Consider the following 21,062-nt stretch of genomic DNA (forward strand, 5'->3'; position numbering starts at 1 on the left):
TAATAGGGAGGAAATAAACATGACTTATTTGTTCTTGGCATACTCAATCATTTGGACTTTGATCGCCGGGTATATTGTCATTCTTGGCAAGCGGCAGAAAGCTCTAAAAAAGGAATTGCAACTGCTGGACGAGTGGAATACAGAACAATAGGAGCAGGTGGTTAAAATGGGCAAAAGAATCGTTCCTTTTTTCATCATTCTTGCTGCTGCAGGGTTTCTATTTTTCCTGATGAACGGCCTTGGCGGAAAAGCAACGGTCACACCGGGAGAAAATGCGCCAGATTTTGAAATGAAGGATATTACCGGTGAAACATACAAGCTTTCCGATTTGAAGGGCCAGACAGTAGTCCTGAACTATTTCACAACCTGGTGTGCGCCATGCCTAGAAGAGGCACCAGAACTAGAAGAATTCGGGAAAGAATACAAAGATGCCAAACTATTGATTATTGCAAAAGGCGAAACAAAAATAAGAATGGAGAAATACGTAAAAGAGCATAATTCAAAATTGACATACCTCCTCGATACGAAAGAAGAAACAGCAAAATCCTATAATGTCCTTGGGCAGCCTGAAACCATGATCATCAATAAAGAAGGCACAATTGTCGAAAGGTTTTCTGGACCGACCACAAAGGAAAAGCTGATTGAATTGATAGAGAAAAAAGCCACGCCTTAACCCAGGTTAAAACACATTCGTGTTTTAATAGATTCATTTTTGAAAAATGGGGAGGTGAAAAGGGATGTTTAAGAAAATTTTGGCAATGGATAAACGGCTGCTGCTTTTCATCGGTGTTTTTGCGGGTATCATTGTCTCGGTTGCCACAGTTAAAACACTGGCGTATACGGATTCACCCGATTTCTGCAGCAGCTGCCACATCATGACAGAAGTACATGAGTCATTCGCCAAATCGAATCATGCAGAACTTGCATGCGGAGATTGTCATCTTCCGCATGAGAGCCTTGTGAAAAAGTATACATACAAGGCGAAATCCGGCATGTCACATGTCTATTTTAATTTCATAGGGGACGAAAAAATTCCAAAAGTACTGCATGCTTCGGAGAACACAGATGAAGTCGTCACGGAGAACTGTATCAGCTGCCATGAGAACACGCTGAAGAACGTTTCTCATGACGCGAAGGACAACTGCACGAGCTGTCACCAGTCAGTGCCGCATGGCAAGGGATTCAAGACAGAAGATTACTTCAAGCCGCCGAAACCAGGCGAACTATTGGAAAACAAGGGAGGCACGATGAACAATGGCTAGGGATTTCCGCTGGGCATATTTGCTCCTAGTCGCTGTCATGCTGATATTATCAGGTTGTTCGGATTCGGAAAATAAACAAACTTCAGCTGATGAGCTAAAAACCGGACTGAAAAAAGATGAAATCAGGAATGAAGCGTTCAAGGACTTGTTCCCGCTTCAATATGACAGCTATAAAAAGAATGAAAAAATGGAAGATACAAAGTATAGCGGTTCAGAAAAACGTAGCAAATTCGACCACGATAAAGAACCATACCTTCCGATTCTCTTTAACGGATACGGCTTTGCAATCGAGTATAATGAGGACAGAGGCCATACTTACGCGAATGAGGATATCCGCTCGGTTGCCAGGATTACCGACAAATCGATTGGTTCCTGCCTGACTTGTAAATCAACTGCCGTCCCGCATATGATCGAGGAAATGGGAGATGATTACTGGAACGGTAATTTCAACAAAGATATTTGGCCAAAAGCCGAAGCAATGGGGCACTCGCCAATTGGCTGCTCTGACTGCCATGATCCGCAGACAATGGATTTACGGGTCACGCGCCCAAGCTTCATTAAAGCGATGGAATCGCAAGGAATCGATATGTCCAATCCTACTAAAAATGACATGCGCAACTATGTTTGCGGCCAGTGTCACGTAGAGTATTACTTTGCAGCTGATAATGGGGAAGTGACATATCCTTGGTCTAAAGGCTTCAAGCCTGAAGAAATGTACGAATATTATGAAACAACGGCTAAAGAAAAAGGATTTGACAAAGACTGGGTCCATAATGTTTCCGGAACACCTATCCTGAAATCGCAACATCCTGATTTCGAGACGCATATGAGTGGGCCGCACGGCAAAGCAGGAGTAACGTGCGCAGACTGCCATATGCCATATGAACGAGTGGATGGCAAGAAGAAGATCAGTTCCCACTGGTGGACATCACCGCTCAAAACAATGGAACAGTCTTGCTCAACCTGTCACAGCAACCGTGATATGAAGGATCTCAAGGAGCGGGTGACAGACATCCAGGATACCCATATGAAGGCCCTTCACAAGGCTGAGGATGTATCCATTACAGCCCATTACTATGTGAATAAAATGATTACATCGAAGGTAAGCGAAGACAAAGTGAAGCAAGCCCAGGAACATATCCGCAAAGGCCAATGGTTCTGGGATTTCGTCGCTGCTGAAAGCTCCGCCGGTTTCCACAATCCGCAAGGATCCATGGATTCCCTGAGGATTTCAACCGAGGCATCGAATGAAGCCATCCGGATTGCGACGGAAGAGCTTGTAAAAGCAAGAGTGGACTTGGAAGAATTGAATGAGGAAATAGAAAAAGCCAAGAAGACTGTTTACGATGAACGTGATAACTTCAAGAAGAAGGATCATGCCATAAACAGTTACTTCCCGGCTCAGCAGCCGCCAGTACCGCCATCTGCAGCGAAAAAATAAACAATAAGTTCATCGCATAATTGCGATGATGAAAAAGAGAAAAACACTGTGCAAATAGGGGTTTGTGCAGTGTTTTTCTTTATTTTGTCCTATCTTCGTCACTGTGTCAACAATGTGGAAAGTGAGTTTCTAAACTACAGTGATACACCAGGGGAACATATTCCCTTTTTTCTGATCTAAAAAGGTAATAAATGTTGCCAAGGGAAGTGAAAACAACTAAAATATTATTTTGATAATCGAAATGAATGATCAAGAGAAGCCCGGACGCCGGGACTCTTGTTTGAAGGAGCGTTTTACATGCCTAAAGCTCTTTGGCTTTTAGTAATTGGCATGGCGGTAAATGTAACAGGCTCTTCTTTTTTATGGCCTTTAAACACCATTTACATCCATGAACATCTTGGAAAGTCTCTGTCCGTAGCGGGAGTTGTCCTGATGCTGAATTCAGCAGCTTCTGTTGTGGGGAACCTGATTGGCGGGACATTATTTGATAAAATAGGCGGCTACCGGTCGATTCTCTTTGGAATCTTTATTACGGTGCTGTCGCTTGGGGGACTGACTCTTTGGCATGACTGGATTCCTTATGTCATATTCCTGACAGTTGCCGGCTTTGGCTCAGGAATTGTGTTTCCTTCTATGTACGCAATGGCAGGTTCTGTATGGAAGGAAGGAGGGAGGAAGGCATTCAACGCCATCTATATCGCTCAAAACCTTGGTGTTGCCCTAGGGGCTGCGCTTGGCGGTGTAATTGCCTCCATTTCCTTTCAGCTGATCTTCCTGGCTAACACATTGATGTATATCATTTTCCTGGTCATTGCTGTATATGGCTATCGGGGAATCCAGACGGCCCAACCGAAGCAGACAAACATACTTCAAGAAAACGGTCCTGTCAGAAACTATGCGAAGCTTTATGCAATGGTTACAATCAGCGCTGGCTACTTGTTATGTTGGGTTGCGTACGTTCAGTGGCAGGCTGTAATCCCTGCATACGCGAGGGAGCTTGGTGTTACAGTCGGCCAATACAGTGTGCTATGGACGGTTAACGGCGCCTTGATTGTATTGGGACAGCCGATTGTAAACAGGCTCGTCCGCCCATTTGAGAAGTCTTTGAAAATCCAGATGATGATCGGGATTCTCATTTTTATCGGTTCATTCTTCATTACTGCCTCCGCAGGGGAATTCACCGGTTTTCTCGGAGCCATGGTGGTCCTGACAATAGGCGAAATGCTGATTTGGCCGGCGGTCCCTACGGTTGCAAATGAGCTTGCTCCAAAGGGGAGAGAAGGATTTTACCAAGGGATAGTCAATAGCACGGCAACTGCCGGAAGGATGGTAGGTCCGCTTCTTGGCGGAATCGTTGCGGATGTATACGGAATGTCCATTTTGTTCAGTGTCCTAGTATTCTTACTGGCAGGAGCCATCCTGACGACAGCGGTCCACGACAGGAAATTAAAGCAGGCTGCTTCATTACAGGAAAAAGCATTATAGAAAGAGAGGGTGATTGATAATATGGTACCTATAGATAGGACACTTGAAAAAGAGTGTTTCATCTATAGGTACTTTTTTTATATACTTAATTCTTAAGATATGGGGATTAGGGGAACGATCATGAGCAAAATAACATTTACAACTAAAGAAATAAAAATACTACAAAAAAATACAAATGTACAACGTGCCAGTAGTTTAGCCATTTCAAAAGGCCCTTCGCCGCTTCAAGTCCGAGAAGGCCACCGCCAATAACTGCCGCATCCCTATATTTTTGTTGCATGTATCTTCAGGCCATGATTGCAGACAAAGGGTTTCTCGATGATTCAAGTCGTGAAAAGAAATTTGAACAAATGCTACATAACCAAGAGTGAGAGGATCAGTCAGGCTGTTTCTCTGCTTTTAAAAGATTAGTAAGTGTCTACTTCAAGAACTGCCTGATTCCAATTGAATGAAAAAAAGAAGCAGCCCGCGGGCCGCTTTTTTTTACAAATCTTCAATAACAATATAGGTTGCTTTGATAGGACCGTGGACACCCACTACCAGGTTCAGCTCAATGTCAGCTGAGTTGCTCGGCCCTGTAATGAAGTTGACGCACGATGATACTTGTTTTCCCTGATGGTGCATTTCGCGCATTTTTTGGGCAGCTTGCGTCATGCGGGGAACGATGCTGCTTTTTGGCACAAGGCAAATATAAGTGGCAGGAAGGAAGCTGACAGTCCGTCCTTTATCCTTGTCAGTATAAAGGACAACTGTTCCGGATTCAGCAAGGGTTATCTCGCTGATGGTTATGCCAACATTTGATTTTTCAGCCTGCCGGATGTTTTCGCTTCCTTTTGACTCGTCCCATTCGTATAATTCAATATCTTTTTCTTTCCAGCCTTTTTTCATTAAAGGATCAAGGCCCCACTGGGAGAAGCGTTCATCCTTCCAGCTGATGACCGGGCCTCCGCCATAGTTGGAGACCGTTTCTCCAAGCTTTGCCGGAAGGTCCTGAAGGTTTGTCACAACAAGGCTTGTGTGGATTTTCATGCATTGGGTTTTCAGCACTTCAACCAGTTCGTCCTGTGTGGCGCCCTTCAATACTTCGTCTTGAGGACGATGCTTCCAGGCAGGTACGGCTACTCCTTTTGAGCGCCTTTCGCGGCCAAGGCTTTTTGCGATTTGGGTTAAAAAAGCATCTCTGTTTTGGATGGATCCGGTCATGATTCCTTGCCCCCTTTATCCCTGTTTTTAAACCAGTCCCTAAACCTCTCTTTATTCGGTGCAGGGAAGTCTCTGCTGTCCGTCCACAGTTTAAGAGGGCCGGGGCCTTTGGAAATTTTATCCCCGTCGGTGAATGGACTCATCACAGAAGGGACAAATTTAGTTCCGAGTTTATAAAGAGCAGGAGAAGAAGCCCCCATTCCAAATGCTTTCATTGCCATCTTCTCGGCAAATGGAGCTCTGCCTTCTTTTTCGACAATCACTTGCCTGTGTTTGTGCAGAAGTTCATGAAGCGGAATTTTGACAGGGCAGACTTCCGTACAGGCGCCGCAAAGCGTTGTTGCGTAAGGAAGTTCCTTGAATTCGTCATATCCGCCAAGAAGCGGTGACAATACTGCGCCAATTGGTCCAGAGTAGATGGAGCCATATGAATGGCCGCCGACCTGGCGGTAAACCGGGCAGACATTGATGCAGGCTGCACACCTGATACAGTTAAGGACAGACTGAAATTCCCCTCCGAGAATGCTGGACCGGCCGTTGTCAACGATGACAAGGTGGAATTCCTCAGGTCCGTCTGTTTCAAGTTCTTCTCTAGGGCCTGTCAAAACAGTAATATAGCTGGTGAGCTTCTGTCCAACAGAACTTCTTGTCAATAGGCTGACAAGCACTTCCATTTCTTCAAAAGTAGGAACAAGCCGCTCCATTCCCATAACGGTAATTTGCGTCTTTGGAAGGGAAGTAACAAGATCGGCATTTCCTTCATTTGTAACAAGGCTGAAGGATCCTGTCTCAGCTACTGCAAAGTTGCAGCCGGTAATGCCAATATCGGCACTCATGAATTCCTCTCGAAGCTTCTGCCTTGCATGAAGGGCCAGTTCTTCAGGTTTGGAAGTCTTTTGATAGCCTAGCTTCTCCGCAAACACATCGCGGATCTGTTCCTTGTTTTTATGCAAAGCAGGAACAACAATATGTGATGGCGGATCATGGTCGTCCACTTGGAGGATGTATTCCCCGAGGTCCGTTTCAATGACTTCACAGCCTGCTTGCTGGAGAGCTGAATTCAAAGAAATTTCCTCAGTCACCATTGATTTTGCTTTGACTACCTTTTTAGCATTTTTACTCTTGGCAACACCTTGGATATATTCATTTGCTTCAGCAGCTGTCTGGGCAAAAAACACATGGCCGCCTCTGGCTGCAACATTTTCACTAAGCTGTTCCAGATAAAAGTCCAGGTTCTCAAGGACATGCTTTCGAATTTCTTCGCCGTGAGATCTCCATTCTTCCCAGTTCCCAAGTTCCTCGGTTGCATTCTCTCTTCGTGTTCCCATACGTTCCTGGGCTCCAGCCACAGCGCCGCGCATGAAAGTGTTGTCAATTCCTTTGCCTACACGTTCCTTGAATTTATCTTCCCCGATTTTCATCGACATGGGTAATCCCCTCCATCCTTAATCAATTAGGGCTTTGTTGGTTACTTGTTATTTCAGCGGCTGTTGAGGACCTCAGCTATGTGCATGACTTTGATGGGTTTTCCTTGACGTTCAATCCGTCCGCCAATGTTCATTAGGCAGGCTGCATCGGCGCCAATTAAGTACTCAGCTCCTGTTTCTTCAACATGAAGGACCTTTTCATCGACCATCTGTTCGGAGATTTGAGCCATCTTCACGGCAAATGTTCCTCCAAAACCGCAGCACTGTTCTTTTCCCGGGAGTTCTGTGAACTTCAATCCTTTTACATTTTTAAGTAAAGTCATCGGCGCTTCTTTTACGCCCAAGAGACGAGTCATATGGCAGGATGTATGATAAGTGACTGTCGCATCAAAACGTGCGCCAACATCTTCGACCTTAAGGACGTCCACGATAAATTGAGTCAGTTCATACGTTTTTTCAGCCAGTTTTTTCGCTTTTGGTTCCCAAACGGGGTCCCCTTTGAAAATGTGCTGATACTCATGGAACATATAGGCGCATGAACCGGAAGGGGATACTACGTACTCTGCATCGATAAATGTATCGATCATTTTTTTCATAGCGTCCTTCGTTTCGTTGACATAGCCGCTGTTATACGAAGGCTGCCCGCAGCACACCTGGGACTCAGGAAATTCTATTTCACAGCCCAGCCGTTCCAGCAGTTCAACCGTTGCCTTGCCGACATTGCCCTGGAACAAGTCGACGATACATGTTGCAAAAAGTGTTACTTTCACTTAACACCACTCCCCTGAATGTTCTTCGTCTGCTATCAAAAGCACAAGTCAACGGGTCATCTGATGACCGGAAATTGACAAGTCTGATAAACACAATACTACTATAAAGATAATAATTTTTGAAAGGGGTTTCATAAATATTTTTTCAAAAAAAGTACACCACTTTATGGGAAAAGTGGCGTACATACATTTAATGCGCTGTTTTTTTAACATAATCCTGGAGCACGGCTTCAACATCTTCAATGTGCCGGAGCATGAGATGCCGGGCTTTTTCGGAATCCTGGTCCTTAATGCAATTAAATATTTCGTAATGCTCATGGTACAGCCTGTCAACCGTTGTTTGCTTCGAATACAGCCAAACTCTGCGGGTCTCTTTCATCGTTTCGCCCATCAGGCCCGATACATGGTTGATTAGGCTGAGGAGAAGTGGATTTTGTGACCCTTCGGCAATGGCAAGATGGAATTGAAGGTCAGCCTTTTCCCCAAGCTCTTCATCGCCGTGGGCATGCTTCATTTCTTCCAATGCTTCTTCCATAGCGGCAAGGTTTTCATCTGTCCTTTTTTGGGCAGCGGCATAGACAGTCCCAAGTTCTATAATTTTCCGGACTTCAAGGAGATGGGCGATATCCTCCTTATTCATGAGGATGGCTGTCGACAATGGGAATGAGACCTGTCCAGTCTCAAATTCTCTTACATATGTCCCTTCGCCTTGCCGTATTTCAATCAGGCCCATCGCCCTCAATGCAGTAAGCGCTTCCCTGATAGCGGAACGGCCTACCTGGAAATTGTCAGCGAGCTGCTGGACGGAATCCAGTTTTTCCCCGGGTTTTACTTCGCCTGACCTGATCATTTCATGGATAGCTTCTGCTACTTCCTCGTATATTTTCTTAGGCTTGATTTTTTTATATTTCAAAATACTTCCCCCTACATCACCTTGTTACTACCTCTATTATACATATATTTGGATAATAGAGTAATGAAACAAGAGATTGCCAGCAAATAGAAATCATACTCTATTTTTCTTCACGAAAAAAAATATTCACTGAAGTAAGAAAAATAGGTTGAAATGTTACAAGTTTGTCACATATAATTCTATCAGGTTGGTTAATCACCTAATCATCTGATGACCGTATTAAAAAATGTAAGCGATTACTATCGCGAAGAGACAGCACAGGCGGCTGTAAATACATAGGGGGCTTACCATGACTTTTACTCAAAATTTCACCGTGGTTGGTGACAGTCTGGCATTATCTGCTATCGTTGCACTTATTCCAATTCTCTATTTCTTTTGGGCGCTGGCAATAAAGAGAATGAAAGGCCATATCGCCGGGCTGTCAACATTGCTTGTTGCTCTGGCCGTTGCCGTGTTCGCATTCAAAATGCCTGCAGGGATGGCCGTCATGTCCGCATCACAGGGGGCCGTATATGGTATCTTGCCGATCGGATGGATCATCATTACTTCGGTCTTTCTTTACAAACTGACAGTAAAGACAGGCCAGTTTGATATTATCCGAAACTCCGTACTTTCTATAACGGAAGACCGCCGTCTCCAGGCACTTTTGATAGCGTTTTCATTCGGAGCGTTCCTTGAAGGAGCGGCAGGTTTTGGCGCTCCGGTTGCCATTTCGGCGGCCTTGCTAGTGGGCCTCGGATTCAATCCTTTATACGCTGCCGGTATCTGCCTTATTGCAAATACCGCCCCGGTTGCTTTTGGCGCCATTGGGATACCAATCATTGCTGTAGAAGGACCTACTGGGATTCCAGCGATGGAAATTTCCAAAATGGTCGGCCGTCAGCTTCCATTTCTTTCAGCATTCATTCCGTTTTATCTGATTATAATTATGGCTGGCTTTAAAAGGGCAATCGAGGTTCTTCCCGCTATTCTGGTTTCCGGCCTTTCATTTGCCATAACGCAGTACTTGTCTTCAAACTTCATTGGACCTGAACTGCCGGATATCCTGTCCGCGCTCGTTTCCTTATTCGTTTTGGCTGTATTCCTTAAGTTCTGGAAGCCAAAAACGATTTTCCGTTTTGCTAGTGAGACTGCTGCTTCAGCACAGCCAATAAAAGAAAAGCAACACACTGGTGCACAGGTTTTCAAGGCTTGGTCTCCATTTTTGATTCTGACAATGATTATTTCAGTTTGGGGGATTCCTACTATCAAGCTTGCGCTCTCAGGTCATTATGAAGGTAGCAATATCATACTCAAAGCAGTTAACTCTTTGGGACATATGCTGACATTCGTTCCTGAGGTTCCGCTATTGAACAATAAGATTATCAATTTTTCCGGCGAAGTAGTACCTGCGCTTTACAAGCTTGAAGTTCTGGGTGCTGCCGGAACAGCGATATTGATTGCAACCATCATTACAAAATACGTTGTCGGGATGGATTGGAAGAACTGGATCATTACTTTTGGAGAAACATTGAATGAGTTGAAGTACCCAGTTCTAACAATCGGTTCAGTTGTTGGCTTTGCCTACGTAACAAATTCCTCGGGAATGAGTACAACACTCGGAATGACGCTTGCGAAAACTGGCTCCGTCATGTTCCCGTTCTTCTCGCCATTCCTTGGGTGGCTGGGAGTGTTTATTACCGGTTCAGATACATCAGCCAACCTGTTGTTTGGTAACCTGCAAAAGATTACGGCTGAATCGATTGGCATGAATCCCATCCTTGCCGTTGCAGCAAACTCTTCAGGCGGTGTAACCGGAAAGATGATTTCGCCGCAGTCAATTGCAGTTGCCTGTGCTGCAGTAGGATTGGCAGGAAAAGAATCAGAGCTGTTCCGCTTTACGATTAAACACAGTCTCTTGCTTGTTTTTCTTGTTGGAATTATTACTTTCCTGCAAAACACTGTCCTTTCCTGGATGGTACCATAACTGGAAAATTGTATGATACAATGGCTTCTGTCCTAACATGGACGGGAGCTATTGGCTTTTTGTCAAGATGAAGGGGAATGGGGGAAAAATAATGTCTGCAAGTAATGAAGCTGCTGTGCTTGCCGCAGAGGTAAAGGGGAAAATGATCAATATTGTCGGTGAGGGGAATTTCGATGATTCAAAGACTGGGAGGCTCGTATATTCATATGATGCCACCCCGAACTTTCAATCGCTGCCTGCTGCCGTTGTCAGCCCGCGAAACACAAGGGAAGCAGCGGAAATAGTCAGAATCTGCAATGAACACAAGGTACCTATTGTTCCGCGTGGTTCTGGCACCAATCTGTGCGCAGGCACTTGTCCGACAGAGGGAGGGATAGTCCTCCTGTTCAGGCATATGAACAAAATCATTGATATAGATGAAGAAAACCTGACTGCTACAGTGCAGCCGGGGGTGATCACACTGGATTTGATTAACGCTGTGGAAGCGAAAGGTCTTTTCTATCCGCCAGATCCAAGCTCAATGAAAATTTCAACCATCGGAGGAAACCTAAACGAAAATTCAGGCGGGCTACGCGGGCTAAAGTATGGAGTAACGAGAGATTATGTTATGGGACTTGAAGCCGTGCTTGCAAACGGGGATATTATCCGTACGGGAGGGAAGCTTGCGAAAGATGTAGCAGGCTACGATTTCACTCGCCTGTTTGTAGGATCTGAGGGAACGCTTGCCATTATTACTGAAGCGACGCTTAAGTTGATTCCTATTCCGGAAACGAAGAAGACGATGCTCGCTCTATATCAAGATATTGAATCTGCGGCAAAGTCCGTCTCAAAAATCATTGCCAATAAAATTATTCCAGCCACGCTCGAATTTTTAGACCAGCCCACACTTGAAGTGGTCGAGGCACATGCGAAGATCGGCCTTCCAACAGATGTACAGGCTGTGCTTTTGATTGAACAGGATGGAACGCCTGAAATGGTGAACCGGGATATTGAAAGAATGTCTGCCATTTGCAAGGAGGAAAATGCGGTATCTGTCCAGATTGCCGAGAGTGATGCTCAGGCAGAAGCCTTAAGCTCGGCGCGAAGGACAGCATTGTCTGCACTCGCCCGGCTCAAACCAACCACGATTCTTGAAGATGCAACTGTACCGAGATCCGAAATCGCCAATATGGTTAGAGCGATTAATAATATTGCTACCAAATACCATGTAAAGATTTGCACATTTGGTCATGCCGGGGATGGGAACCTGCATCCTACTTGTCCGACTGATTCGCGTGACAAGGAAGAAATGGAGCGGGTTGAAAAGGCTTTTGAAGAAATTTTTGTAAAAGCAGTTGAGCTTGGCGGAACGATTACCGGTGAACATGGTGTCGGTGTGATGAAGGCTCCGTATCTCGAACTCAAGCTGGGCAAAGAAGGGATTGCCGCAATGAAAGCTGTCAAGACGGCCCTTGATCCTAACAATATTATGAATCCAGGGAAGATTTTTGCCAAGGATAGCAGAAAGCGCGTGGTGATTACCCGATGACAACTCGCGAAGAACAGGAAAAAATACAGGAGAAATTCAAGGAGAGAATGGATGAAGACGAGCTGCTCAATTGTATGCGATGTGGCTTCTGCCTGCCGACTTGTCCTACATATATAGAGTCGGGTTACAAGGAAAGCCATTCCCCGAGAGGCCGGATTGCCTTGATGAAGGCAGTTGTTGATGGGCTTATCGAGCCTGATGAAGATTTCGAACGGTCGCTTGACCTTTGCCTCGGCTGCCGGGCCTGTGAGCCTGTTTGTCCTTCTGGTGTCAATTATGGTCATTTACTTGAAGAGGCAAGAGCGATTGTCAGTGTGAATAAAAGATATTCCCTGCCAGCCAAAGTTGTTCGCAACATGGTATTTAAAGGTTTGTTTCCGCATCAAAACAGGCTAAGGAACCTGACTGGCCTGATCGGATTCTACCAGCGCTCCGGATTACAGACCGCAGCAAGGGGAATTGGCATCATGAAGCTTTTGCCGGATTCGCTTTCATCGATGGAAAAAGTGCTCCCAAGCGTACCATCAATGAAGGAAATGAGAAACCGTCCTGAACATTTGGCGCCGCTGTCCAAAAAGGTGCATAAGGTTGGGTTCTTCAGCGGCTGCCTGATGGATACAATGTTTCTTGAAACAAATAATGCCACAACAAAGCTTTTGCAGCTTGCGGGTTGCGAGATTGTCATCCCGAAGAACCAGGCTTGCTGCGGAGCGCTTCACGGGCATAGCGGTGAAAAAGAAGGCGCTAAGGATCTGGCGAAAAGAAATATTCGTGCTTTTGAAGATAGTGATGTGGATTTTATCATCACAAACGCAGGAGGCTGCGGTGCCTTCCTGACCGATTATGCCCATTTGCTGAAGGATGAACCGGAATGGAATACGAGAGCCATCGCTTTCCATGAAAAAATTATCGATATTTCCGAAATCCTGGTGATTCTAGGCTTCCATGAGAAGGTGAAGCTGAAACTTCCTGCACAGATTGTCACCTACCAGGATTCTTGCCATTTGAGAAATGTGATGAAGACTGCATCCGCCCCACGGGCACTTCTTCAAGCAATAGAGGGAATAGAGTACCGTGAAATGAAGGAAGCTGACCGCTGCTGCGGTTCTGCAGGAATATACAATATCACAGAAACAGAAATGTCGATGCAAATTCTTGACTATAAGATGGAACAGGCAAAAGGAACGTACGCTAAAACAATCGTGACAGCTAACCCAGGCTGCCTTTTGCAAATGAAGCTGGGAATTGAACGCGCAGGCCTATCGGGCAGCATGCGTGGTGTGCATATAGCAGATCTTCTTCTTGAGGCTGTGGGGGAACGAGCAGAAAAATAGCCGTGGATTTTTTCTTCACATAATCATGCCGAAGTGCATATGCTAGTGTTATCATTCAAAAAGAAGAAAGCTGTTTTCAGAAGAATTGGTCATTAAAAGATCAGCTGCCCTTGCAACTGTGAATAGAATTGTTTACAATAGCGATATACTATATTTCAATGATGTTGACGAAGGAGCAGTAGTGGTGTTAAGCCTGTAAGAAGAGAGCTGACGGAAGGTGCGAGTCAGCCAGGCCCATCATGAACTCGCCTTCAGAGTCGCCGGCATGAACATTTTAGTAATGCCAGCCGTTTTCCGCGTTAAGGATAATGAAGCGAGTGACTTGTCACTAATGTGGGTGGTACCGCGGGAGATCATACATATCCTCTCGTCCCTTTATTGGGACGGGAGTTTTTTGTTTTTTTATGGCATGTCGGCCTGATAAAAAGGCTGTCATCCACGTTATGCTAATTGAAATCAGGAGGTAACTTTCAAATGAACTTTAGCCATCAGAAAATCGAAAAGAAGTGGCAGCATTACTGGGAAGAGAACAAAACGTTCAAAACGACAGAAGACGAAGGGAAACGGAAATTCTACGCATTGGACATGTTTCCATATCCATCCGGTGCAGGGCTTCATGTTGGGCATCCTGAAGGGTACACGGCAACTGACATTCTTTCAAGAATGAAGCGGATGCAGGGATACAACGTCCTCCATCCTATGGGCTGGGATGCGTTTGGGCTTCCGGCAGAGCAGTATGCGCTTGATACGGGCAATGACCCAGCTGAATTTACCGAGATCAATATCAATAATTTCCGCCGGCAAATCAAAGCTCTTGGTTTCTCATATGATTGGGACAGGGAAGTGAATACAACAGATCCTTCCTATTATAAATGGACTCAATGGATTTTCCTGAAGCTGTATGAAAAGGGTCTTGCCTATATTGACGAGGTAGCGGTTAACTGGTGTCCGGCACTTGGGACAGTCCTGGCGAACGAAGAAGTCATTGATGGCAAGAGCGAGCGCGGGGACCACCCTGTGGAGCGGCGCCCGATGAAACAATGGATGCTGAGAATTACAGCCTATGCAGACCGGTTGCTTGAAGACCTTGAGGAAGTAGACTGGCCTGAGAGCATCAAGGAAATGCAGCGCAACTGGATTGGCCGCTCGGAAGGAGCAGAAATCACTTTTGACATTGACGGCCACGAAGGAAGCTTCACGGTATTCACTACTCGCCCTGATACTGTATTCGGTGCTACTTATGCAGTCCTTGCGCCTGAGCACCCGCTCGTTGGGCAAATCGCATCAAGTGAGCAGGAGCCTGCAATTGAAAAATATCTTGATCAAATCAAGAGCAAGAGCGACCTTGAGCGAACAGACCTTGCGAAGGATAAAACCGGTGTCTTTACCGGAGCTTATGCCATCAATCCGGCCAATGGCGAAAAAATGCCGATCTGGATCGCTGATTATGTTCTGATGTCCTATGGAACTGGTGCCATTATGGCTGTTCCGGGACACGATGAGCGGGACTATGAGTTTGCCAGGAAGTTCAGCCTGCCGATCAGGGAAGTTGTTGCCGGCGGCAATATTGACGAAGAAGCGTATACCGGTGATGGGGAACACGTGAACTCAGAGTTCCTGAATGGTCTTGGCAAGGAAGAAGCGATTGAAAGAATGATCGCATGGCTCGAGGAAAAAGGCATCGGCACCAAGAAAGTGACGTACCGTCTTCGTGACTGGCTGTTCAGCCGCCAGCGCTATTGGGGTGAGCCGATCCCAGTTATCCATTGGGAAGATGGAACAATGTCAGCTGTACCTGAAGAAGAACTGCCGCTTGTATTGCCGAAGACAAAAGAAATCAAGCCGTCAGGCACAGGCGAGTCGCCATTAGCGATTATCGCAGACTGGGTCAACGTTGTTGATTCTGAAACAGGAAAAAAAGGCCGGAGGGAAACCAATACAATGCCGCAATGGGCGGGCAGCTGCTGGTATTACCTTCGCTATATCGATCCGCATAATGAAGAGGCGCTCGCAGATGCGGATAAGCTGAAGGAATGGCTTCCAGTGGACATTTATATCGGCGGTGCCGAGCATGCCGTCCTGCATTTGCTTTATGCACGCTTCTGGCATAAGGTGCTTTATGATCTTGGAATCGTCCATACAAAAGAGCCGTTCCAAAAGCTGTTTAACCAGGGAATGATCCTGGGGGAAAACAATGAAAAAATGAGCAAGTCCAAAGGGAATGTCGTCAATCCAGATTCAGTTGTTGAAAGCCATGGCGCCGACACGCTGAGGATGTATGAAATGTTCATGGGTCCGCTGGAGGCTTCCATTGCATGGTCCACGAACGGGCTTGACGGTTCAAGGCGTTTCCTTGACCGTATATGGAGACTCTTTGTCGATGTATCTGGAGAACTAAATAGTAAAATCTCAGAAGGTGCAGATGTTGGAAGCATGGAGAAAGTGTACCATCAGACAGTGAAGAAAGTAACGGAAGATATTGAAGGACTCCGTTTCAACACTGCAATTTCCCAGCTTATGGTCTTTATGAACGAAGCGTACAAAACGGATGAACTTCCAAAAGAGTATATGGAAGGCTTTGTGAAATTGCTTTCCCCAATCACACCGCATATCGCCGAAGAACTTTGGGAAAAGCTTGGACATTCGGAAACAATCAGCTATGAAGCTTGGCCTGCATATGACGAAGCAAAGCTTGTTGATGATGAAGTTGAAATTGTCATCCAGATCAATGGAAAGATCAAGGCGAAAATGATGGTCCCTGCAGATGCCAACAAAGAAACGCTTGAACAGATCGCAATGGGCGAGAATGCTGTTAAAGAACAAATTGACGGCAAAACAATCCGGAAAGTCATCGCCGTACCAGGAAAACTAGTCAATATCGTTGCGAATTAATAAAGAGCAAATAGAAATCCCGTCCGGATGTACCGGACGGGATTTCCTTATTTCCTGTCTCTCCTGAAAACATCATTAATGGTGTTGTTAAAGTCTTCAAACAACCCTTCGCGGTTGTTGTTATCGCGAATATCATTTGCGTAATTGCCCATTGTATTATAGAAGTTTTCATCAAAAGATACATATACACGATGAATGCGATCATCTGCTTGTCTCACCTGATCAGCGATTCTCTGCTCAAACTTTGTTGAAACCTTGCTGTAATGCTCCCCGTTTTTGCCATCGTCATTTTTTCCGCCATTGTTTATTTTTGCGTTATCTTTATTATTGTTGTCGTTTCCGGCATCGCCATTGCCGTCAATTAGGCCATCGGAGCCTTTGCCATTGTTTTGGTTGACTCGTCCGTCATTGTCGCCGGGGATACCGTTTCCGGTAGTTCCCGCTCTCTCACCAGTACCTGAACCGCCAGTGCCAGCTCCGCCAGTTCCGGTTCCTCCAGTACCGCCAGTACCAGCTCCGCCGTTGCCGTTGGCTTCATTGTTTCCACCGTCTCTGTTACCATTCCCATTGTTTTCGTTATTTCCATTGCCGCCATCCCTAAGCTTAACAGCGACATAGGCATTATTATTAGAAATAATGACATTGGCATCGTCCACTTCATTCATTTGCTCTACCTGTCTTTCTGCTCTGTCCGAAAGACTGAGACGCTTGCTGCCATTGTCTGTATTATTGATTTTGACCTGGTTTGTCTGAACTTTTTGTTTGTCGTTATCACCGGCATTATCATCGGTTCCGCATGCTGCTAGTCCCAATACGAATGCGCTTGCTGTAAGTATTCTCAAACTCTTCTTCACATGATTCACTCCCTGAAATGTTTTTCATTCATAGGTTGTCTAGTTTTACTGATGATATACCGTTTCTACGGAATTTTTTTTCTAGTTCAGCCTTGGTTTTGGCGTATATTTGCTAATTTGTTTATAATGTGAACGAACAGAAAGGGCAAAGGAGATGGAACGATGGATTTAAAAACGATTACTGCCAATGAACTGATGGAAAAGCTGGAAGCAGGGGAAAAGCTGGAGCTGGTCGATGTAAGGGAAGACGAAGAAGTGGCTGCAGGAATGGTTCCGGAGGCAAAACATATCAGAATGGGAGATATACCCGCAAATCTGGACTACTTTGACAAGGAAAAGGAATATATTTTTATTTGCCGCTCTGGAAGCAGGAGCGCCAACGTATGCTATTATTTGCATGAACAAGGCTACAATGTGACCAACATGGTTAGCGGGATGCTAACATGGGAAGGAAAGACCCGATAAATGAAAAAAGGGCTCTGCGGATACTGGCAGGCCCTTTTTCCTTATAAAAATTGAAAAATCCGTCTAGACTGTGGAAAAAGGAAAGGACGGAGCGCATGATCCAGGTAAAGGTGTTCGACTATGAACACGAAAAAGATCTTGAAATGGAAATGAACAGCTTCCTTGAAATTCTTGATGAAAAAAAGCTTGTTGATATCAAATACCATGTTGCAGCCCTCAAGGAAGAGGAAGAGGAACAAATTTACTGTTTTACGGCAATGATTGTTTACAAGGTTTGATTCTTTGTCGGAAAAGAATGACTGTGGAGGGCTAACTCCAGTATGTCTGCATCCCAAAATAATGTCCAATTCCAATAGCTTTTGAAAAAACCCCCCGCCCGTTATATCGGGCGGACATCTGTATTATTCTCCCAGCCCAAGCGCATGTCCGGCAGCATTCAAGCCTGCCAGCCTGCCCGTCACAAGTGCTGAGGTGATATTATAACCGCCGGTATAGCCGTGGATATCGAGAATTTCGCCGCAAAAATACAATCCGCCCATTTTTTTTGAGGCCATTGTTTTGGGTTCGATTTCCTTAACTGAGACACCGCCGCCCGTAACGAATGCTTTTTCGAGAGGAAGGGTTCCATTTACTGTAAATGTGAAGTTTTTCAGGCTCCTGGCAAGCTCCCGGATATTGTCCTGAGGAATTTGGGCTCCCTGTATGGAAGGGTCAATACCATTAAGGTCCAGTAAAAACAGCAAGTAACGCTCAGGAATGAGCCCTTTCAAAACGGTTTTTACTGCTTTTTTTGGCTCGCCCTTCACCAGTATTGAAATTTCCTGAAAGAGTGGTTCTTCCTTTTTTTTCGGAAGGGCGTCAAGACTCATTGTGACCTCTTTAAGGTTCCACTTTTTCATCGCTTTGACAACAAACTGGCTGCATCGTAAAACCGCAGGTCCGCTGATGCCAAAATGGGTGAAAATCATGTCCATCTCATGGGTAATCAGCACTTTTCCTTTAGGATTGAGGACGCTTAGGCCTACATTCCGGAGAGATAGTCCCTGAAGGGTTTTCTCTCTAACGAATTTTTCCCTGGAAGTGAGCGGCACTTCAGTGGGAAAAAGCTCGGTGATGGAGTGTCCCGCTTTTTCTGCCCAGGCATATCCATCACCGGTAGAACCGGTATGAGGGACAGATTTCCCTCCGACGGCTATCACTACGCTTTTTGTTTCCAGCAAGTCCCCGCCTGCAGTTTTAACGGCATACACTTCACCATCTTGGTAAAGGACATCTTTAACAGGACAATTGGTCCTCACCCCGATATTCAATTCCTTCATTCTTGACAGGAGGGCATCCACAACGGATTGGGCTTTGTCTGTCACAGGGAACATCCGTCCATGGTCTTCTTCTTTTAACTGGATTCCCAGGTTTTCAAAAAACGATATAATATCCTCATTGCTGAAAATCGAAAGAGCACTGTATAGGAAGCGTCCGTTTCCCGGTATATGCTTGATAATTTCATCCGCTGGACGGCGATTTGTCACATTGCAGCGGCCGCCGCCTGAAATGGCGAGTTTCCTCCCAAGCTTGTCTCCTTTGTCAATCAATAGGACACGGGCCCCTTTTTCTCCTGCAGCGATGGCTGCCATCAAACCGGAAGGGCCACCGCCAAGGATAATTGAGTCGTATTTCATCACATTCACCAACTTTTTCATATCATTTTTTCATTATATAGCATTTCTGTAAGTGCTGAAAAGGAAACAGAAAATAGCGAAAGAAAGTGGCGCAGCCAGAAAAGAAAAGGTAAACTAATGATTGTGCCATTAAAGCGGTGTACTAAATTAAGTTATTAATTTAAAGAGGGGCTCCCAAAAACAGGTGCGCCCTCGTTACAGGAAGGGATTTTCATGTCATCGAAGCTGTTAAGAGGAACGTTTATCCTCACCCTTGGAACAATTGTTTCAAAGGTATTAGGTCTTTTTTATGTCATCCCGTTTTATGCAATCGTCAAGGCAGAAGGAACCGCTCTTTACTCTTACTCCTACATTCCCTATACGATTTTCATTAGCATTGCAACAGCGGGAGTTCCGCTTGCGGTTTCCAAATTTGTTGCGAAATACAATGCGATGGGCGAATACGCTGTAGGCAGGAAGCTTTTTAAGTCGGGCCTCGTGGTCATGCTTGCGACTGGGATCATCTCGTTTCTCATCATGTATTTTACTGCACCTATTCTTGCGGCAATGTCTATCAGTCCCGATGACAAAGGATTGATAAACACCGCCGACGTCACAACCGTTATGAGAGCAGTAAGTTTTGCCCTCATCGTCGTGCCGTTCATGAGCTTGATTCGCGGTTTTTTCCAGGGGCATCAGTCAATGGGCCCATCTGCTGTTTCGCAGGTCGTCGAGCAGATTGTCCGGATTGTATTTGTTCTAGGCGGAGCCTTTCTCATATACAAGGTACTGGACGGTAGCCTCGTGTCGGCAGTCAGCGTTGCGACATTTGCAGCCTTTATCGGTGCGCTCGGCAGCCTTGCTGTTCTAGGCTGGTATTGGTTTAAGCGAAAGCCTCATTTGGACGAGCTGCTTCTGGAAGACAAAGGAACAATGGATGTTTCCCTCAAAGAAATTTATAAAGAAATCCTTCTTTATGCAGCGCCATTTGTTTTTGTTGGGATAGCCAATCCATTGTTTCAATTCATTGACCAGATTACTTTCAGTAAAGCAATGGAGTCAATCGGTCTTGCTTCACAAGCTTCTGAAGCGTTTTCGATATTGAACTTTGAGTCGCACAAACTCGTCATAATACCGGTTTCGCTGGCAACTGCTTTTTCATTGACATTGGTTCCAAGCATCACGAAGTCTTTTGTAGAGAACGACAGAAAAAGCATGAACCGGCAGCTCAACCAAACTTTCCAGGTGATGATGTACCTAACTGTACCTGCAGCTATTGGCATCGCCATTTTGGCGGAGCCAGTCTTTACCGTATTCTATGAACATAAAGAGCTTGGGACGGAAGTGTTAAGGACCTATTCTCCTGTTGCGATTTTGTTTGCGTTGTTTTCGGTGACGGCGGCAATAATGCAGGGTATCAATGAACAGCGCTTTACAATTTTAAGCCTTCTGACAGGCCTGCTTGTAAAGTTAACGCTAAATATCCCGCTCATTAAGATGTTTGAAACTCAGGGAGCCGTCCTCTCGACAGCACTCGGGTATACGGCGGCAATATTGATTAATTTTTATGTCATCAGAAAATATGCCCAATATCCATTCAGGTTTGTAGCAAGAAGGTGTGCATTAATCCTTCTGTTGACGGGGATTATGGCAGTCTTTACGATTGCTGTTAATGCCGGGCTTTCCCAGTTCCTGTCTCCTGCAAGTAAGATTCAGTCTCTTATAATCATTACCATCAGTGCGATCGCTGGAGCGGGTGTTTATCTGTACCTGGGACTCAGGCTGAAATTGATTGATATGCTTTTCGGCGATAAAGTAGGAAAAATCAAGAGCAAGCTTCACCTTCGAATCTGAATATTGGGAGGGT

Annotated in this window: 19 protein-coding genes and 1 other annotated feature; of the genes, 13 read left to right on the top strand and 6 right to left on the bottom strand. The window is 45.4% G+C overall.

Going from position 1 to position 21,062, the window contains the following annotated elements; genetic code table 11:
• Window positions 1-19: 19 nt before the first annotated feature.
• The 6 genes from D1970_RS16205 (at window position 20) to D1970_RS23110 (ending at window position 4,440) form a co-directional block, all read left to right on the top strand.
• Window positions 20-151, top strand: a complete 132-nt coding sequence (locus tag D1970_RS16205) for a CcmD family protein (RefSeq protein ID WP_119113909.1) — start codon at window positions 20-22, stop codon at window positions 149-151.
• A 15-nt stretch (window positions 152-166) separates the two neighbouring features.
• Window positions 167-673 carry a TlpA family protein disulfide reductase gene (locus D1970_RS16210; RefSeq protein WP_119113910.1) on the top strand — a complete coding sequence of 169 codons (507 nt, stop codon included), beginning with the start codon at window positions 167-169 and terminating at the stop codon, window positions 671-673.
• Between the two features lie 64 nt (window positions 674-737).
• Window positions 738-1,262, top strand: coding sequence for a cytochrome c3 family protein (locus D1970_RS16215; protein WP_119113911.1), 525 nt, complete (start codon window positions 738-740; stop codon window positions 1,260-1,262).
• Window positions 1,255-2,703 (top strand): ammonia-forming cytochrome c nitrite reductase subunit c552, encoded by a 1,449-nt coding sequence (locus D1970_RS16220; protein WP_119113912.1) that lies wholly within the window; start codon window positions 1,255-1,257, stop codon window positions 2,701-2,703. Before D1970_RS16215 ends, D1970_RS16220 begins: the two co-directional genes overlap by 8 nt.
• Window positions 2,704-3,000: 297 nt before the next feature.
• The gene (locus tag D1970_RS16225; protein WP_119113913.1) at window positions 3,001-4,188 is read left to right on the top strand and encodes an MDR family MFS transporter; all 1,188 of its coding nucleotides are present in this window, start codon (window positions 3,001-3,003) and stop codon (window positions 4,186-4,188) included.
• Window positions 4,189-4,308: 120 nt separating this feature from the next.
• On the top strand, window positions 4,309-4,440 hold the full coding sequence (locus D1970_RS23110; RefSeq protein WP_259339693.1) for a hypothetical protein: 132 nt from the start codon (window positions 4,309-4,311) through the stop codon (window positions 4,438-4,440).
• 231 nt (window positions 4,441-4,671) lie between these two features.
• Here the strand turns inward: D1970_RS23110 and D1970_RS16230 are convergent, their stop codons facing one another.
• The 4 genes from D1970_RS16230 to D1970_RS16245 form a co-directional block, all read right to left on the bottom strand.
• The gene (locus tag D1970_RS16230) at window positions 4,672-5,391 is read right to left on the bottom strand and encodes a LutC/YkgG family protein (protein ID WP_119113914.1); all 720 of its coding nucleotides are present in this window, start codon (window positions 5,389-5,391) and stop codon (window positions 4,672-4,674) included.
• A complete protein-coding gene (locus D1970_RS16235) occupies window positions 5,388-6,818 on the bottom strand; it encodes a LutB/LldF family L-lactate oxidation iron-sulfur protein (RefSeq protein WP_119113915.1) in 1,431 nt (476 codons plus the stop codon). Before D1970_RS16235 ends, D1970_RS16230 begins: the two co-directional genes overlap by 4 nt.
• 53 nt (window positions 6,819-6,871) lie before the next feature.
• Window positions 6,872-7,588, bottom strand: a complete 717-nt coding sequence (gene lutA / locus D1970_RS16240) for a lactate utilization iron-sulfur protein LutA (protein WP_119113916.1) — start codon at window positions 7,586-7,588, stop codon at window positions 6,872-6,874.
• 190 nt (window positions 7,589-7,778) lie between these two features.
• Entirely contained in the window at window positions 7,779-8,501 is a 723-nt protein-coding gene (locus D1970_RS16245) for a FadR/GntR family transcriptional regulator (protein ID WP_119113917.1), read from the bottom strand.
• A gap of 289 nt (window positions 8,502-8,790) precedes the next feature.
• On the opposite strand from D1970_RS16245, the gene D1970_RS16250 reads away from it, so the two are divergent.
• From D1970_RS16250 to leuS, 4 genes are all read left to right on the top strand, one after another.
• Window positions 8,791-10,467 carry an L-lactate permease gene (locus D1970_RS16250; protein WP_119113918.1) on the top strand — a complete coding sequence of 559 codons (1,677 nt, stop codon included), beginning with the start codon at window positions 8,791-8,793 and terminating at the stop codon, window positions 10,465-10,467.
• A gap of 91 nt (window positions 10,468-10,558) precedes the next feature.
• Window positions 10,559-11,995 (top strand): glycolate oxidase subunit GlcD, encoded by a 1,437-nt coding sequence (gene glcD / locus D1970_RS16255; RefSeq protein ID WP_219915578.1) that lies wholly within the window; start codon window positions 10,559-10,561, stop codon window positions 11,993-11,995.
• On the top strand, window positions 11,992-13,329 hold the full coding sequence (locus tag D1970_RS16260; RefSeq protein WP_119113919.1) for a (Fe-S)-binding protein: 1,338 nt from the start codon (window positions 11,992-11,994) through the stop codon (window positions 13,327-13,329). The genes glcD and D1970_RS16260 overlap by 4 nt, the downstream gene beginning before the upstream one ends.
• Before the next feature lie 155 nt (window positions 13,330-13,484).
• Window positions 13,485-13,707 (top strand) — a binding site (T-box leader).
• Window positions 13,708-13,803: 96 nt separating this feature from the next.
• On the top strand, window positions 13,804-16,221 hold the full coding sequence (leuS, locus tag D1970_RS16265; RefSeq protein WP_119113920.1) for a leucine--tRNA ligase: 2,418 nt from the start codon (window positions 13,804-13,806) through the stop codon (window positions 16,219-16,221).
• Window positions 16,222-16,268: 47 nt separating this feature from the next.
• Here the strand turns inward: leuS and D1970_RS16270 are convergent, their stop codons facing one another.
• Entirely contained in the window at window positions 16,269-17,075 is an 807-nt protein-coding gene (locus tag D1970_RS16270) for a YhcN/YlaJ family sporulation lipoprotein (protein WP_119113921.1), read from the bottom strand.
• 162 nt (window positions 17,076-17,237) lie between these two features.
• Here D1970_RS16270 and D1970_RS16275 point away from each other — a divergent pair, with 162 nt between their 5' ends.
• Window positions 17,238-17,540, top strand: coding sequence for a rhodanese-like domain-containing protein (locus tag D1970_RS16275; protein ID WP_119113922.1), 303 nt, complete (start codon window positions 17,238-17,240; stop codon window positions 17,538-17,540).
• 95 nt (window positions 17,541-17,635) lie between these two features.
• Window positions 17,636-17,818 (top strand): sporulation protein Cse60, encoded by a 183-nt coding sequence (locus D1970_RS16280; protein ID WP_119113923.1) that lies wholly within the window; start codon window positions 17,636-17,638, stop codon window positions 17,816-17,818.
• A gap of 123 nt (window positions 17,819-17,941) precedes the next feature.
• On the opposite strand, the gene D1970_RS16285 is transcribed toward D1970_RS16280, so the two are convergent.
• On the bottom strand, window positions 17,942-19,216 hold the full coding sequence (locus D1970_RS16285) for a BaiN/RdsA family NAD(P)/FAD-dependent oxidoreductase (RefSeq protein ID WP_119114146.1): 1,275 nt from the start codon (window positions 19,214-19,216) through the stop codon (window positions 17,942-17,944).
• Window positions 19,217-19,429: 213 nt separating this feature from the next.
• Here D1970_RS16285 and D1970_RS16290 point away from each other — a divergent pair, with 213 nt between their 5' ends.
• Complete coding sequence (locus D1970_RS16290; protein ID WP_119113924.1) at window positions 19,430-21,049, top strand: putative polysaccharide biosynthesis protein; 1,620 nt, start codon at window positions 19,430-19,432, stop codon at window positions 21,047-21,049.
• Window positions 21,050-21,062 lie beyond the last annotated feature (13 nt).

Origin of the sequence: Mesobacillus zeae (assembly GCF_003570705.1) — a bacterium.
Taxonomy (GTDB): domain Bacteria; phylum Bacillota; class Bacilli; order Bacillales; family Cytobacillaceae; genus Mesobacillus_C; species Mesobacillus_C zeae.